This window comes from Paenibacillus sp. FSL H8-0282 (assembly GCF_037963825.1).
GTDB lineage: Bacteria > Bacillota > Bacilli > Paenibacillales > Paenibacillaceae > Paenibacillus_AQ > Paenibacillus_AQ odorifer.
Genome location: NZ_CP150146.1, coordinates 1,298,318 through 1,314,864, shown reverse-complemented (window position 1 = coordinate 1,314,864; position 16,547 = coordinate 1,298,318). Strand labels below are relative to the sequence as shown.

Here is a 16,547-nt window from a genome sequence, read left to right as displayed (position 1 = left end):
TAAAAATAACCTTATTTATTTCCGACTTATTACCTAGGAAACAGTCGCTAGCATTAGACTCGCGGGGTTGTCCACCTAGCTAACTCTTCTTCAAACCTTTACCTTCTATCGAACCAACACCTCGTGGTCCACAGCGTGAACGTATTGTTCGCAGATATCTAGTTTTTTCGGAGCTACTAATATGTTCTTCAGCATCCAGCTATTTTTTATATATGTAATCGATAAATCCTTGTCGTATCCATTCGCCTTCAAACTTTCTTTCCAGTACTCGATCTTCTTTGTATAATAACTGCAAATCATCAAACATAGAATCCGCCTCATGATAATCATAATATGAGTGTATTACGAATTCATCGTCTTCCATTTGTTCAAACTGATTATCCCCCAAATCAACTCCATCGCCGACTCTAAAATCCTTTAGGGTTAAAAAATTCACAAATAATAATCCATTAGGTTTTAGAACGCGTTTCATTTCATTTATCGCTTTTTCCACATCTTGTTTTCTCATATGAAAAATAGAGTTATATGAATACACAAAACTCATCGACTCATCACTTAGTACCAACTGTCTCATGTCGCCTTGTTGTATATTTAGATTCTGTCCTCTTTCAGTTGCAAACTGACTAGCTCTTTTAATTTGTTCGTCATTCATCTCAATACCGTATGTACTGTATCCATAGTTTGCAAACAAACTTAGTGGAGGTGAATCCCCTCCCGCTCCGCAGTCTAATATGTTTTTTTCCATACCACTTTCATTGCATAATGCCAAAAATCTGTACAAGGGGATCTGCTTAAACAGTTCCATGTTGATTCCACTCCTTTGATCATGTAGTTATTGGATTCACTCATAGATCTCTCCCATATAAATTATTTGAGCACATCTCTTCCATGGGTTTTCAGGTTTACTTTATTGAATCCCCGCAGTTCCAAATGTCTCTTTAATAACTTTTTCGTATTCATCCCATTTAAAGCAAAAAGGGCCTATATCAATAGTCTTATTACCGGATTCTAATTTGAAATCTCTCCATATGATAAGATCCTCTTCTTTCTCAATAAATACGGATATAAAGCCACACTCTTCATCGCCACACCAGGGACAGACTAATATTGGGTACCTGTAGTACAAATATTCATGCATTTCGTTTAACAAAAAATAATTAATCATTTTCCTTTGATGCTCTTCACTACCCCACCCGAGGGAAGGAACCCTATCATATTTTTTTAACATTTGGTAAAGAGATCTACCATCAATTATTACGTCGGCAAAAATAGTATTTTTATTCCCCTCTTGATCCGGATCAAAACTATCATATCGGCTTGACGGTTTTGTTTGTATTTGATTTATTGTTTTCATGCTCCCTCCTTTAAACTCTTCACACTTATCAATTAAACATTCGATCCCTCCACACCATTCCCCTTCCAAAATATTGAATACACCGTTTCTCAGAATCGCATATAGCAACCGAAAAATAAATTCACACACAACAAAAAAGAGCTCCCAGAATGGAAGCTCTTCTTATGTAATTCAGAACGGAGAGAGTGGGATTCGAACCCACGCACCGCTTACGCAGTCTAACCCCTTAGCAGAGGGTCCCCTTATAGCCACTTGGGTATCTCTCCATGAAAATGGCTCCCCGAACAGGACTCGAACCTGTGACAACTCGATTAACAGTCGAGTGCTCTACCAACTGAGCTATCAGGGAACATTACAAGTGAACATGAATTAATTTATCATGATTTCAAGGTCTAGTCAAGCGGGCAAAATAATTTTTGTGATCGTTTTCAAATTTATGCTATTATTCGGCCGCTTGCTAGATTTTTTAAAGAGATTTCCATCCCTCTCCGTCTATAGATTACACCATTCTCCATCCTGCGGAAGCTGTACCCGATCCCCCAACGATTCCTTCTCTAAATGAGCTTTTAGCTTATCTCGGGTAACCAAACAATGGTTAATGGCGTCCATGTGCACAGCAATCACTTTAGTAGAAGGAGCATATTCACATAGGTCTACGACATCCTGCTCATTCATTGTAATATGGCATCCGCTTAAAAACTGCGCACCACCAGCATTCACAACGGTCACCTCAGGTTTAAAAACCTCCAATGCCATTCTCACCTTATCACACCAAATCGTATCCCCAGCCACATATAGAACAGGTTCGCCTTCCGCCTGAAACACAAACCCGGATACCTTACCCATAAGTTTACCAGTCACTCCAGTGCCATGCCGTCCATCAGTACGTGTTATAGTTATTCCATTAAACGTCAGTGAACCGCTAATTTCCGTGGTATGCTCAAACCCCTGCTTCGCTAATTTATCTCCATCTCCTTCCTGACATAATAGTGGTAGATCATGCGGCAACAAAGAAATGGCAGCAGCATCCCAATGATCCTGATGAAGATGTGTGACAAGAATTGCATTAGGACTCAGCCATTGTTCTACGGCTCCCGGCAAAGGAACGAGCGGATTGCGGCGATCATTTTCAGTATTAAAAATAGGCGGATTAGCACCCTGTTCACTCAACATAGGATCAATTAAAAATGTACTGCCACCATACTCTAGCCATAGGGTCGCGTTGCGGATATGCTGTATTTTCATCGGAAGCCCTTCTTTCTTTCAGTTATCTTCTGCTACAATTAATTATAGTTGGACCTTAAAACAGAATACATTGAGATTGGAAAAAGATTGGCCTGTTCTACTTTCACGCAGAAAGGATTTTAGATAATAATGAGTTCTTATTTTATAGATGATGTGGATTTTCGCATCCTGCAGCTTCTAATTGAAGATTCCACGATCAGTCACAAAGATATTGGGCAGCAAGTGCATATGACCGGTCAGGCTGTGGGCGCACGTATTCGCAAAATGCAGGACACCGGAGTGATTGAAGGCTACACGGTCCGCTGGAATCCGGATAAGGTTGGGGAGACTATTCATGCCTTTATTACTGTTTTTTTGGGTTCGAATACGGTTCACCCAGCCTTTCAGACATTCGCAAAGCAGCATGATAGTGTAAAAGAAATACATAGGGTCAGCGGAGAAGGCTGCTACTGGATACGTGTTCGTACCGGAAGCCAAAAGGAGTTGAATAGCTTTCTCGACGAACTGCTGAAGTTCGGAAATTACAGAGTCAATCTATCGATGGGAAAACTGAAATAAGTCTGTATCGGAATCGGATATGAAGCTACTATCGGACCCAGTTGACCTTATACTCAGCATAATCGCATATTTGGCATACTATCGGACCCCATTGCCTCTATTGGCACGAAAAACACCAAATATGAGCCTCTTTCGAACGAATAGCATCACTTGAGTCCGAAACCCTGCCCAAAAGGCTAAAAACTTGCCAATAGCGTCATTGGGGTCCGCAAGCCTCAGCCAATGATAGCTCGGCGATGTTGGTGTTGGTGTTTATGCAAGTGATTGGGTTACTCAAAGTCAATGAGCTTTCGCTTGCCCATAAGCTTTTATAGCAGGCCAGCCATCGTCAAAAACGCAGAGCAGCGATTCTCCAATAACCGGAGGATCGCTGCTCTGCTGTCTTTTTACTTATGCCATATTGTAGCTTCTACCGCGGTAGCTAATTCAATAATTCAGCCGCTCTAAGCAACCGTACAAGAATTACGGCGGCTTCTGCACGGCTAGTATCACTGCTAGGTGCAAAGCTGCCTGATGGTTGACCTTTCATAATACCTTTTGCAACCAGGTCAGACACTGCTTCTTTAGCCCATGAGGAAATAGTTGAAGCGTCTGTGAAAACATCTGTAGCAACGATTGCTCTAGATCCTTCAGCTTCTAGATTCAGCAGCTTCATTGCTCTGGCTGCCATAACAGCCATTTGCTCCCGTGTAATAGGGGCGTTCGGACGGAAGGTTCCATCCTCATAGCCTTGAACCAGTCCTAAGGCTGCAGCAGCTCTGGCGTCCGCTGCATACCAAGATAAATCGGACACATCACTGAAGGTCTTCGTCGTGTTCGCAGCTACAAGACCTAACGATCGAATCAGCATAGCTGCAAACTCGGCACGACTGACAGATTTCTGAGGTGCAAAGGTATCTGTGGATTGTCCGGTCAAGATCAGTCGGCTGGCAAGTCTCTCAATCTCATTTCTCGCCCAATGTGTAGCAATATCCCCAAAAGTCACAGGGTGCAGCGCAGCGACAAATACACCGCTCGCAATACTGCTCTTAACCGTAACCTTGGTCATCCCATTAACGGGCTCATACAATGCAGGTACATAACGGAAGGAACCCGTCTGTTCATCGTAAATAAGGACTACACCTGTCTTCGCATCCAGCGCCTCCTTAAGCATAAATGTACGATCTACATAAGTGGTACCGAACCCGCTTGCTGCTACAGAGGTTTTTCCATCCGTTACCTTTAGAGTGAAATTAGCCGGTGTTCCTTGCACAGTAAAGCCTTGCTGCTTAGCTTTGGCAATCAGTTGTTCCAATCCTTTTCCGCTTAGCGAATTTACATTGAACTCCAGTGTGCCTGCCGGCATTTGTGCGGCTTTGAGCACACTCTCCACAAGCTCTAACGGGAAGCGGTAGCTCATCCCCCCACTTTCAATAACAAGCACAGCTTTGGGGCTAAGTGCCGCCGCCTTACGTAAAGCATCTGCACTAAACCGGGCTGTGCCGTCACCGTTAGCTGAAATCTCGATAACAGCCTGCCCTGCAGTCGCCTTAGCTTTTAGCTGCGCATCATGATTAGCTGCTGGCGTAGGTGCTGGTGTAGCCGTCGGTGTGCCGGGTTGAACAGGGTTCACTGACCCTGTAGGGTCTGTTGGACCAGGAGTACTTGTTGGTTCTGGAGTACTCGTCGGACTGGGAGTACTTGTTGGATCCACAGGATCGATCGGGTCTACAGGATCTGTCCCGCCAGGTGATAGCACCTCAATTGTATATCCCCTCTTATCGTTGCCCACAGTTACCGTGAAGTCTGTGATACCCGCTTTAATTCCATTAAGACTGTCGTTGGTAAATGTAGCAATCTCATTGCTCATAATATTTAGAGTAGCTTGTGCGGTAAGATCTCTGCCTTCTTTATCTAGTACCTTAAGCGTAGCTGACTTACCCTGCTCTAATACCACAGGCCCGCTCTGTCCATCTGCTAGTTTGATAGAGAACGGTTTAATGGCTGAGGCTATTCCTTGATTTTGTTCTTTAATGCTTAAGTCAGGAGAGGCATTGGTCATTAGGTTCATCCGTTCACCACGAATAATCATGTTGTCGACCAGCAGACTCCCTTTCAGATTTTTCGTAACTTCTATACCGCTTGTACCTGCGCCATCCAATACATTATTCGTCAGCACAACTCCATCAATGGAAGTGAGAGTATCTCCCTCTAGATCACCTTGAGCAATCAACCCCGAATAAGTGCTGTCCAGTGCCGTATTGTTGCGAATGAGTACTTTTCCTTTCAGATCACTCTCACCAGCATAAAGCCATAACGCACCCAGATTTACGCCGTAACCGGAATCGTAACTGCCAGTTCTAAGCAAGGTATTTCGCTCCACAACCGTTGTTCCTTGGAAGGGCTCGGCGGTGAAACGGGTAGAGACTGCAATCCCGGCTCCATTAGTCACAGTGTCTTTTACCACGTTGTCCTGGACTTTGTTATCTTTCCCCCCAAAGATTACAATGTTATCCGCTAACCAAGGCAAGGATACCGTATTAAAACGTGCCGTGTTATTATAGCTCGGTGTACGTTCCGTACCATTCACATCCGTCAACTTGCCGTCTGTAAACGACCACATTGCGATTCCATCATCCCCTGGATAGCGGATGTCACTTTGTTCCATCATGCTGTTGCCAGTCCCTACGGCAAAGTTAATTCCGTCTGCCATAAGATTGCGGATCCGCAGACCTGCCATGTACAGACCATTCGTACGCGCCTTTTCACCCATCGGCTGAGTTAACCACAAGCCTGCTTTGGTATGTTCTATCCAAACGTTCTGTATAATCGAACCTTGGCCAAAAGCACCATGGAAAGCGTTGGTGATCGCTTCATCATCCCGTTCGTTAATGCCGCCTTCAATCATCAGATCGTAAACACCAACCTTACCGCCGTGACCATAAAACTTAGCTCCATTCAGAACCGTATACCACATGCCGGCACCACGTATTTCAGCTGTATCCAGATCCAGCAGACCCTCACCGACATTAAAGGTACCCGCCGGGAACCACACACCTTTACCTGTCGCATTCGCTTCGGCAAGGGCTGCCTTGAGGGCTGCGGTATCATCGCCCTCATCATTCGCTGCCGCTCCAAAATCCGTTACGGAAATAAATCCGTCCGGGCGAGCCAACTCAGGGGCAACCTGCTCCATATCCACCAGGTCAATGACGTAAGAAGCTGCGTTGTCTTCTGTTCCCTTCTCTAAGCGAATAGTTGCTCCGGCAGGAGCATCGCCGATCAGAGCATGGATTTCGTCAAAGAAGCGGTGTCCACTGCCTTGGCGAGGGTCATTTGACCATGGGTAGCTGCCATATTCCCAAGCATATTTGGATGTCAGCTTAAGCTGCTTCTTAATTCCATCCACATATAGAGTCAAGGTTTCTTCCGCACCAGCCCCATCTGGACTATCAGGAATAGAATATCGAAGAACGATGGAGTTAGCTGATTCTGCAAGCTTGAACTCTAGATAATCTCCCGTATTCTTTAAGGCCACCGCTTGTCGTCCAGAAGCCTCGGAAGCCATGCTGAGATATTTCCGCGACGAACCAATCAGCGTTCCGTTTGTTGCCGCATCCTCAGCTTCATAGCTGATATATGGAACCGTTGCTCCACGGTATGTTTTGTTTACGCTGTTTTTTACGGTCAGGCTATCAAGGGTTACTTTACTCCAATCCACGTTGTCACTGCTTAGAGAAACCGTGTTGATGCCTGCACGAAGCTGTAGTTTTACCGCTACAGTCTTCCAAGAGGCAGACTTGCCAAGACTAACCTTGCCCCCTTCGTTTAATCCATTCACCTCTAGTGCCAGATCCGTTGCGGCAGCAGCGGTATTTTTGTATCGAATAACAGTATCGTATTCCCCAGCCTGCTGGGCGTTGACTGCAAACCGTATAACACGTTCCCCTTTGAATGCTTCTCCTCCTGCATAAATTGCATCAGCAGGGATAGGTAAGAAGCTCCAGAGCTCACTATCAGTTCCATTTGCAGCAGAACCAAGCTGAACAGCCGATGCGCTGTGAGAAAGAAGACCTGTTCCATTCGCACTTAGCAGAACAGCATAACCTAACTTCTCTTCCAGCTTCCATTGGGATCTTTCTGTATCTCCAGCAGCTAACAAGACCACTTGGCCCGATTCATTGAGTGAAAGATAATGTTGTGTCTGAACATTCATAATTCGTTTGCGTCCGTTTATCTCCTGCACCAGCCACTGGGATTGAGCCGCCACATCGGAAGCATCTGCATATAGGACAGCCCCCTCTTTTTCGGCCAATACTTTACCAGCCATGCCTTTCGGTACAATGGTTATGATGTTGGTATCATTTTGAACTGGAGTTGTTGTATTGTTATTGCGCAGTTCTCCAGATGGAGTAGTAAACTCCTGTGGAGCCGCCTCAAGTGTCCATAGTGCCGTACCCTCACTTTCTAGCAAAAGCGCACGTTCAGCATATCCTGTCTTATTGGCAATGTTTATTAATTCATCGTCGTATTCTCCAAAGAGACTACGAATGGTGTAATGTGTATAATCGGAAGCCAAGCTTACTTCCCAGGCGGATGCTCCGTCTACAGCAGGATCTGTACTACTGCTCTCCAAATATGAATAATCACCATTCAGCGTTAAAAAATGACCTGTTGCCCGGTTGGTGATCGTCTGTTTACCCTCCTGCACAGATACATTCCAGTGCGAAAATCCATTGTCTGCTGACGGCTGCCCGTACAGAACAACCCCATGCTCATTTTCGTATAAATACTCTCCACTGCTTGCATTCTTGAATCTTACAGGGTAATCAGGCAATGGCGGAGCAATCGCTTCAACCGCTTCAGCAGTAAAATGTGCACTGCTTTTTTCCGCTGTATCTGCAGCTTTACTGATTCGGAGAATTGGGTTGCCGTTATCATCCGGCGCACCATAGATATAGTGACCAGCCCATGAGCTCATAATGGTAGTCACACCGGACGGTTGCATATCAACCTTCCACTTAATGCTGGCCCATACATCGTACACTGTTTGCAAAGTCTGAACGCTAACTTTAGGATCAATCTCATCTACAGCCCCACCTATATGCTCAAGGGAGAGATAACGTCCAGTGCCTTTATTTTTTATCTTAACCGATCCATTGCTGCCGGCTATTTCTTGCAGCTGCCAGACAAAGGAATCGTCATTCAAATCAAGTGGACCATAAGTAGCCTGGCCTACTGTTACATCCTCGTTGGCAGCTGCTAGAGGTGCAAGATTTTGGTTAGAGTGTGCAGAGTCCTGGTCAGCATAGACAGCTTCAGTAACCGTCTTGGATTCTGGCAATTCCTCTATTGCAGCTGGAGAAGTCAGCAAAGGACCGTCCTTAAGATATTGATCCTCTCCATTTACAGCATCTAGCTGAAAACGGAACAAATCTTGTTTTTTCTCGGTGACCGGAACAAATCTCCACTGCGGACTGCCCCAACCTGGATTGATCACTCCGTACTCAGCATATTTAGTGAGGTTTTGAAGTGAAATATACTTCTCTGGGATTTTATTAGGTTCCTTGTCGAGAACGCTACTGATTACGTAGGTGTTGTTCCCAACATTTTTGCCTGTCCAGATGTATTCTCGTTCCACATGATTTCTGTCTGGAAGCTCTGTGACCTGAAGGTGGCCATTTGGCATATTCATCGTGTTCATGTAATGGCCTGTTTTCTTGTTTTTGAACAGCTTGCGGCCGTTATATTTCTCCACGAGCCACTGATCGGAGCCGTCCTTCTGCATATTTCCATATTTTAAAAGACCATCAACACTCTCATACCAATAAAATGACTTCCAGCCATTCTGAATCCGGTAATAGGGCACTGTGCCGTCAGTCGGTGTGTTAGGATCTAAAAGCTGCCACTGAGCGCTCAAAGAAGTCGCATCCCCAATCGCACCCGCATGTTCTCCACCCAATGTAGACAAATAAATGCCTGTGCTTTCGAGATTCTGAAGCGTCTGGTAATCATCATAATCATCGGAATCATTAAAAATCCATTGATCCGACGGCTGACTTCCGCTAATCTGCAAGGCCTTGGCAGTACCTTCACTATAAGAAACATAATGATCGGTTGCCGCATTACGAATACGCTTATTGCCGTCATAATCTTCTATATACCATAGATAGTCAGAGGTGTTAGCGGCATCTGGTGTAATAATTCCATGCTTAAGCTCGCCGTTTGCGGATTCATATAAGAAATCTGTAGCCACTTGTGCATCCGTATAAGTTGCCAGACGTACAGGCTGTAATTCGGAAATAGGCACGATTCTCCACTGCGCGCTTGGATTAGAGGCTGAACCCGGCCAGCTGTTAGATCGCACATTATTGTCATCGCTGAATTGTGGATTTAGCCATAATGGACTCTCCTCTTCAGTTAAACCACTGTTACGAAGGGTAATGAAGCCCGTCCCATCAGGGCCTGGTGCATGCTCTTGGACCCATTCACTTAGCTTCACATGATCCATATCGACTTCCTGCGAAAAAACCCCAGCCCAGGTCACTTCATTTTGCTTAATATAATGACCTGTCGCACGGTTGCGAATCATTACTGTTCCGTCATCCGTCCCTGATTCAAGATACCACTGGGCCGCTTCATTGCTGACAGGCTGTTTACCGTAAAGAACATTCCCTTCACTTTCATACATTACCTGACCGGAGCGGAGACGACTCTCTAGCCGTACAGGTGCTGCATTTGGATCTATAAAAGCCCACTGCGGACTCTCAAACGTAACATTGATATCCGAGCTTACTTGCGCATAACCAAGCTGATTCTCCTCGTGGATAACCAATTTCCCCTCTGGCACAGTCGCACTTCGGATGATCATGTATCCATTGCGATTGGAAGTATCGATTAGCCACTGATCCGCAACACTTCCTGAACCTTGGCGTTCTGCCGCCTTAAGTGAATCCTCTTTGCCGTTGTTACCAGCCATTGTAATGTAATGGCCTGTCTTCACATTCTTGATTCGTGACAGCCCGTTCACCGTCTCAACCGTCCAATGCGCTGAAGCATCGGCTGGATTGGTCATGCCATAACGCACGATTCCTGCGGATGTCTCATATAAAAAGTTGTTTTTCCACTTATTCTTGATGAGTACCGTACCTGATGGAATTTGCTCAGCGCCTGTTCCTCCAACCCCTTCTGCTCCCACGGAACCACTACCGGTTCCCATTACAGGCAAGCTTGAAAAAATCAGCAGCAGCGCGAGCAGACCCGCCATTGCGGACCTGATTCGTTTCATACATGTGCCCCCTCTAATTAATATGGACTTCCTTTTCATATTAGTTTGGTAACGCTTACAAAACGATGTGCGATTTTATCCAGAAAAAGGTGTATTTGTACGGATATCCAATCCCTACAACCTTCATGAAGATTGACAAATCGGTTTAACGCGATGATAGTTAGTTTTAGCTACCCGCAAGGAGTAAACAAACGGAGGTACATATGAATTTCAAAATTGATTCGCCAAAAATAGCAGATCCAGACTCTCTTCTTCCTGAGCAAATATATTCGCTGCAAACCAAGGACGAATTCAGCTGTTGCAGCATCAGCGATACGGTTATTGATAATCAAGAGGCTAATAAGGTCAGCTTTGATCGCGTGATTTTTAAAAATGTAACGATTACGGAGTGCTCCCTAACTGGGATCGAGCTTATGGACGTGATATTTGATCGCTGTGATCTATCTAATGTGGATTTTACGAATGGCATTATTCATCGAACTGAATTTAGAAACTGCAAGCTCATTGGCACAGACTTTACAAGAGGCAGATTCCAGAATGTTCGTGTAGTAGATTGTATCGGGGATTTTGCTACGTTTCGGTTCGCTAATCTGAAGCAGGTTGCTTTTGAGAGCAGTTCATTAATGAGTTCCGACTACTATCAGTCAAATTTCCAAAAAATCAGCTTCAGCGAGTGTAATATGGATCAAGCCACATTGTCAGGATCAAAGCTTAATGGGATCGACCTTAGTGACTGCGAGTTCAGTGGCTTGATCGTGGATATCAAAGATTTAGAAGGATGCGTCATTTCGCCTCAGCAAGCTGTTTCTTTTGTCGGATTATTAGGTTTGGTTATAAAATAAATAACTTCAACTTGCCCGAACATTTACCACAGCGATAACGCTTAGGGTCTACTTTTCGCTTACGCGGATACTCCATGGCACAGGCACTGCATACAAGCTTATATCGATAGGGCAGCGGCTTCCGAGCTTTTGCACCCGGCAGTGTCTGACAGTAGCGGCTTCCGCCGACTTGCGCCAGCAGGCTTTTGAAATCAGCGTCACGATGCATATACCCTCGCTTAGCCAAATGCAAATGATAATGGCAGAGCTCATGCTTTATAATCCGCTCCGTCTCTTCTCTGCCAAACATGGCAAGCTGATGGGGATTAATCTCTATATTATGGCTTTTGGTAAAATATCGGCCACCCGTTGAGGACAACCGGCTGTTAAAGCTCGCCTTATGCCTAAACGGCACGCCAAAGCTGTCCCGTGATACCTGCTCAATCCACAGCTGCAGCTCTTCGTTGCTCATAGTTTCCATAGCGTTCTATCACAAGTCCTTTCCACGGGAAATAAGATCTCTACTTGAATTGTAACTTGTGCATAGGCTAAACTGTCAAGAAGGAAGACAAGTACGGAGGGAGAATGAACAATGCCGAAAATGCGGTATGTAATTTTGCAGCAAAATCAAGAATTACAATTCGTGGAAATGCCTGAGGAATATGCGTACCAACTAAGTGCGCTCAATTTACGCCTGAACAAAGAAATCGACAAGCTGACAGCCGATAATGTTCCGGATCTGCCCTTAGCCATCGCCGAGTGCGATTCCCTGGATCTGTTACGTGAGGATTACTCCCTGGAGTCCGGTCTGGATTATATCAATAGATTGGAACAAGCCTTCGCCTCTGTTCAAGAGCAGAAGAACTACCCACTGATCTCCCTGCTTACTGAGATACGAGCACTACAGGCTCAATTGGAGCAGTGGTACGAAGAGGAAGCAGAAAGCCTACTGTAATCCGCACCTTTAGGCTTATTTCTCCATATTCTAACTTACGTAAGTTGTTAGAGGAGGGATTCGCTTGCCACAGTGGCTCTGCCATCAGCTAATGAAAGCTTATTACAAAAAAGACCGCCGTCAGATCAAGCTGCTGAATGAGTGCTGGTTCTTTTATCGTAATTCTGCGGAATCGAGTAATGAGATGAAGTTATAGCCTCGGATGATTAAGATCTAGGACATATTTAAAGCAGCGGCTACCGTCTTTTAAAAAGACGGTAGCCGTTTTTGTTAAGAAAGGGGACTTATAATTATGATCAGTAGAACAAGACATATACAGCTGTCTCCGGAAAGTGGGACTGAGGAAGAGGACAATTATAATCTCTATGTCATAGTCACATTCCCTGACCGCTCCCGCTGGGCATCGGATTTCTACACCTTCAAGAACATCGAAGCGATCCGACAAGACTACATCCAAAGTGGTGCTTGTCTAAATGGGGCCTACTGGAGTGCACCTAATTATCTAACTGTCGTGGATCATATTGATCGCAAGCGAATTGAAGAAATCGTCGATTTATATATTTCGGAAGGTACATTCGAATACGCCTTTGAATACATAGGACAGGTCACGGAGCGGGATCTGGAGATTATCGATTATCCGGAAGGCTTTTTCAACCCTTTAGAAAAGCTTGAGCACAGGTACGTTATGCGGCAGTTCGCTGCAATTGAGTTTATGCTGGAGAATGCTGCACCAGAAACTATAGCAGTAATAAAAAAGATCATCGCAGAGAAACAATAAGACTCCGCCTTAAGAATCAATCCTTATTAAAACTTAGGAAATACATATTTAACCAAAAAGAACAGAAAACCAAAAAATATAATAATGTAAGCAGCATATTTAATAAAGGTAGATGCGACAACGCTGGAATCCGATTTCCGTTGTACCTCCCTATGCTCCACTTCAACACTTCTATCCTTATAGCCCGGTTCCATCAGCAATCTCTCCTTTCGAATGTTCATCTTTGATAGCCTCCATTAACCCGAGGCTTTCAAGATTGAATCAAAATTCTAGATTGGATTAAAAAAAAGACCGGAATTCTCTTCAGCTTTTCGAGCTGAGAAATTCAGGTCTTCTTTCTACTTACCCTTTAACCGAACCCGCCGCAATTCCCTCAACGATACGGTTACTGAGGAACAGGAATGTAATCAGAATAGGCAAAATACTGATCATAAGCGTTGCCCCGATCGCACCCCAATCCGTCGTATATTGACCAATGAAGTTTTGCACCCCCACGGTCAGCGTCTTGTAAGAATCAGAACTAATAAATGTGTTTACAAAAATAAATTCGTTCCAGTTATAGATCATATTAATAATGGCTGTAGTCGCGATCACCGAGCTTGTCATAGGAAGTATAATTCTAAAAAACATTCTGTTCACGGAACAACCATCAATTACTGCAGCCTCTTCCACTTCGCGTGGCAGTGCGTAATAGAAGCCCAGCAAAATCATAATCGTTATCGGCATGTTAAAAGCGACATAAGACAAAATAAGTGACAAAGGGTGATCCGTTAAGCCAATCTTATTGAATATACTAAATAACGGAATAAGCGTGGAGTGAACAGGAATCATCATCGCTACCATAAACAATCCCAGTACGAACGAGCTTCCCTTCCATTTCATTCTGGTAACTGCATACGTAACCAAGCTCCCGAAGATAACCGTTAACACCGTAGCCACGATGGTAATCCATACGCTGTTGAAGAAATACACGTTGATGTTCCCTACATTCCAGACCTTCGCGTAATTCTCCCAATGAGGATTCATCGGCAACGATAGAGCAGGAAGGTTGAACACTTCCTGATTATTTTTTAATGAGAAAAACAGCAGCCATACAAGCGGAAACAATTGCAGAACAGCAACGGCAATCAACACGATATATAGCAATGAGTAGCCTAATTTACGTGTGATCTCCGCACCTGCGCCGCCTGGCTTTGGCCCGATTTCTAGCCTTCCTGCAGTTCCAGACATCATGAAGCGCCCCTCGTTATGAGTATTGGATCGAATCTTTCGTAGCAGTTAATTTGCGAATGACCCAAGTAATGACGAGACAGATGACGAGCAGGAAGAAACCAATTGCGCTCCCGTAGCCAAAATCATAAGCCCGAAAAGCCTGATGATACATATAAGACGCCATCACTTCACTAGAGCCATTAGGACCTCCATCCGTCATAACAAAGATTAAGTCAAAATACTTCAGAGAACCTACAACGGCCAGAACAATCGTAACTTTAATGACTTCCATTGCGAGTGGAAGCTTTATTTTCCAAGCGATTTGTAAGGCAGAGGCTCCGTCAATCTTTGCTGCCTCTTCCAGAGAGGTCGGGATATTCTTGAGTGCTGCGTAATAGATCAGAATATAGAAACCAGCATATTGCCACAGAATGGGAATAAATAAAGCAAACAAAACTAATGTAGGCTCTGCAAGCCATGCAGGAGGATTAGCAAAACCAATGGATACTAATAAGCTGTTCACAATTCCGTTCGTCGGATGATAAATTCTTAGCCAAAGCTGCGCAATCGCAACGGACGATAGCAGCATCGGAATCAGATATATTTTGCGAAACAAGTTAGCTCCCTTGATCCGGGCGGCTAATACCATAGCAATTGCCAAATAAATAATGAGACTTAGGGTAGAAAACAACGCTAACTGCAGAGAATGCCAAGCACTATTCCAGAACGTTTGGTCTGTTAGCAAAGCTTTATAGTTATCAAATCCGATAAAAGTCAGAGCACCTATGCCATTCCATTTATTCAGTCCATAATAACCCGTTAGAACAATCGGAATATATACAATAGCCAGAATTAGAAGCAAGGCGGGAAATACATATAACGCGATTATTTTTTTGTTAGACATCACTTTATCCAAAGTGTCCGACTCCTTTCCTTCATAAACCGTTTGAGGAAAGGCTTATCCGGCATCACGCTGCCGGATAAGCTAATTGTCCCCTTCGCCTAGTTGTCGAAGCTTTAGTTGCCTTTGGAGATGGCCGCGTCATGCTCCTCGGAATACTTCTCTGGCGTCACCGCTTTGCCAAAAAGAGCCTGGATCATATTCAGATGCGTTTCTGCTGCATTGGCACGCATTTGAACATCTGCGAATAAAGTGATGCTGCTAGCTTTGTTCATTTCGTTAAACAAATCGATGTAGAGCTGTGGTAGATCCAGTGTGGCGGTGTCCACCTTCGTAGCTGGAATAACGCCTGCTCCAGTTACGGATTGCTCTCCCCATTTGGATACGAAATACTCGACGAATAATTTTGCTTCTTCTTTTACCTCAGAATTCTCAGCAACAAATAATCCTACACCTGGTCCACCTACCCAGCTGTTAATGTCTCCCTTCCCGCCTTCCACTGTCGGGAATTTGAAGAAACCAACACTATTACGGAATTCCAGTGGAATTTCTTCATTCGTTGTGAAGTTTGGCAGATCCCATGATCCCATCATGTACATTGCCGCCTTGCCATTTACGAACTCTGATTTTGCCTCTTCATTTGATAAACCGTTGAATCCCTTAACAAATGCATTGCTGTCTACAAGTGATTGGACCTCTGATGCCGCCTTTACTAATCCTTCATCCATAAATGAGCCTGATCCACTGATCGCACCTGCAAGTGCCTGTTGGCCTGCGATCCGATCAGCCAGATACATATACCAAAGCGATCCTGTCCAGCGATCCTTATTGCCGAGAGCAATCGGTGCAATGCCCCCATCAGATAGTGTTTTTACAACTTGCTTAAACTGATCGTAGGTTTGTGGAACCTCAAGATTATACTTTTCAAAAATAGCTTTATTGTAGTAGATAGGTGCGATGTTAAACTCAAGTGGAAGCGCATACGTTTTATCGTTAATAGCATAAGCCTCTGTAGTTCCTGCGACGAACTTGTCTTTTAATTCACCATTCAACAAGTCATCTACAGGTGCGAACAGATTTCCTTCAACGTAAGGCTGCAAAAAGCCAGCGGCCCAAGTTACTCCAACGTCTGGCAATTCGTTAGAAGCAGATAATACCTTCAACTTATTTTTGTATTGCTCGTTGTCCAGAACCTCTTGCTTGATTACAACATTGGGATGCTCTGTTTGATATTCTTTAATGATTTGATTAACAATTTTATTTTGTCCGGCAGAAACACCTTCTGGCCATAAATGCATGAAGTTAACGGTGACTTTGTCGCTTCCCCCATTTGCACTACCTTTAGATTCACCTGCATTGTTATCTTTTTGGCCACAACCAGCTGTGACAAGAACGAGGCACATCGTTAAGAACAATATTGTCCATTTTTTATTGCGCACGCTTACAACCCCTTTTC

The 16,547-nt window shown here is 44.4% G+C and carries 14 protein-coding genes and 2 tRNA genes; 5 read left to right on the top strand and 11 right to left on the bottom strand.

What is annotated here, in order from left to right:
• Positions 1-199 precede the first annotated feature (199 nt).
• From NST94_RS05660 to NST94_RS05640, 5 genes are all read right to left on the bottom strand, one after another.
• A complete protein-coding gene (locus NST94_RS05660; protein ID WP_339171899.1) occupies positions 200-805 on the bottom strand; it encodes a class I SAM-dependent methyltransferase in 606 nt (201 codons plus the stop codon).
• Positions 806-907: 102 nt separating this feature from the next.
• Positions 908-1,354: a hypothetical protein gene (locus tag NST94_RS05655; RefSeq protein ID WP_038574166.1), complete on the bottom strand. Its 447-nt coding sequence runs from the start codon at positions 1,352-1,354 to the stop codon at positions 908-910.
• 177 nt (positions 1,355-1,531) lie between these two features.
• Positions 1,532-1,620: transfer RNA gene (locus tag NST94_RS05650), tRNA-Ser, on the bottom strand.
• 7 nt (positions 1,621-1,627) lie between these two features.
• Positions 1,628-1,703, bottom strand: a tRNA-Asn gene (locus tag NST94_RS05645).
• A gap of 143 nt (positions 1,704-1,846) precedes the next feature.
• Positions 1,847-2,599, bottom strand: a complete 753-nt coding sequence (locus NST94_RS05640; protein ID WP_248547870.1) for an MBL fold metallo-hydrolase — start codon at positions 2,597-2,599, stop codon at positions 1,847-1,849.
• Positions 2,600-2,728: 129 nt separating this feature from the next.
• Between NST94_RS05640 and NST94_RS05635 the strand changes: the two genes are divergently transcribed.
• On the top strand, positions 2,729-3,157 hold the full coding sequence (locus NST94_RS05635) for an Lrp/AsnC family transcriptional regulator (RefSeq protein WP_038569079.1): 429 nt from the start codon (positions 2,729-2,731) through the stop codon (positions 3,155-3,157).
• Between the two features lie 421 nt (positions 3,158-3,578).
• Here NST94_RS05635 and NST94_RS05630 read toward each other — a convergent pair whose 3' ends face one another.
• Positions 3,579-10,424, bottom strand: a complete 6,846-nt coding sequence (locus NST94_RS05630) for an S-layer homology domain-containing protein (RefSeq protein WP_339281766.1) — start codon at positions 10,422-10,424, stop codon at positions 3,579-3,581.
• 203 nt (positions 10,425-10,627) lie between these two features.
• Between NST94_RS05630 and NST94_RS05625 the strand changes: the two genes are divergently transcribed.
• Positions 10,628-11,266 (top strand): pentapeptide repeat-containing protein, encoded by a 639-nt coding sequence (locus NST94_RS05625; RefSeq protein WP_280752564.1) that lies wholly within the window; start codon positions 10,628-10,630, stop codon positions 11,264-11,266.
• On the opposite strand, the gene NST94_RS05620 is transcribed toward NST94_RS05625, so the two are convergent.
• On the bottom strand, positions 11,256-11,717 hold the full coding sequence (locus NST94_RS05620) for a SprT family protein (RefSeq protein ID WP_081383508.1): 462 nt from the start codon (positions 11,715-11,717) through the stop codon (positions 11,256-11,258). The two genes, NST94_RS05625 and NST94_RS05620, sit on opposite strands and share 11 nt — an antisense overlap.
• Positions 11,718-11,837: 120 nt before the next feature.
• Between NST94_RS05620 and NST94_RS05615 the strand changes: the two genes are divergently transcribed.
• The 3 genes from NST94_RS05615 (at position 11,838) to NST94_RS05605 (ending at position 12,978) form a co-directional block, all read left to right on the top strand.
• Positions 11,838-12,200, top strand: a complete 363-nt coding sequence (locus tag NST94_RS05615) for a hypothetical protein (RefSeq protein WP_036686808.1) — start codon at positions 11,838-11,840, stop codon at positions 12,198-12,200.
• Between the two features lie 64 nt (positions 12,201-12,264).
• Positions 12,265-12,396 carry a cortex morphogenetic protein CmpA gene (gene cmpA, locus NST94_RS05610; protein WP_094903512.1) on the top strand — a complete coding sequence of 44 codons (132 nt, stop codon included), beginning with the start codon at positions 12,265-12,267 and terminating at the stop codon, positions 12,394-12,396.
• A gap of 96 nt (positions 12,397-12,492) precedes the next feature.
• Positions 12,493-12,978, top strand: coding sequence for a hypothetical protein (locus NST94_RS05605; RefSeq protein ID WP_076280204.1), 486 nt, complete (start codon positions 12,493-12,495; stop codon positions 12,976-12,978).
• A 26-nt stretch (positions 12,979-13,004) separates the two neighbouring features.
• On the opposite strand, the gene NST94_RS05600 is transcribed toward NST94_RS05605, so the two are convergent.
• The 4 genes from NST94_RS05600 to NST94_RS05585 all read right to left on the bottom strand — a co-directional run bounded on the left by NST94_RS05600 (position 13,005) and on the right by NST94_RS05585 (position 16,530).
• Positions 13,005-13,199: a hypothetical protein gene (locus tag NST94_RS05600; protein ID WP_036686806.1), complete on the bottom strand. Its 195-nt coding sequence runs from the start codon at positions 13,197-13,199 to the stop codon at positions 13,005-13,007.
• 121 nt (positions 13,200-13,320) lie between these two features.
• A complete protein-coding gene (locus NST94_RS05595; RefSeq protein WP_076129520.1) occupies positions 13,321-14,211 on the bottom strand; it encodes a carbohydrate ABC transporter permease in 891 nt (296 codons plus the stop codon).
• 13 nt (positions 14,212-14,224) lie between these two features.
• Complete coding sequence (locus NST94_RS05590; protein WP_036686803.1) at positions 14,225-15,106, bottom strand: sugar ABC transporter permease; 882 nt, start codon at positions 15,104-15,106, stop codon at positions 14,225-14,227.
• 101 nt (positions 15,107-15,207) lie between these two features.
• Positions 15,208-16,530 carry an extracellular solute-binding protein gene (locus NST94_RS05585; RefSeq protein WP_038569072.1) on the bottom strand — a complete coding sequence of 441 codons (1,323 nt, stop codon included), beginning with the start codon at positions 16,528-16,530 and terminating at the stop codon, positions 15,208-15,210.
• Positions 16,531-16,547: the final 17 nt, after the last annotated feature.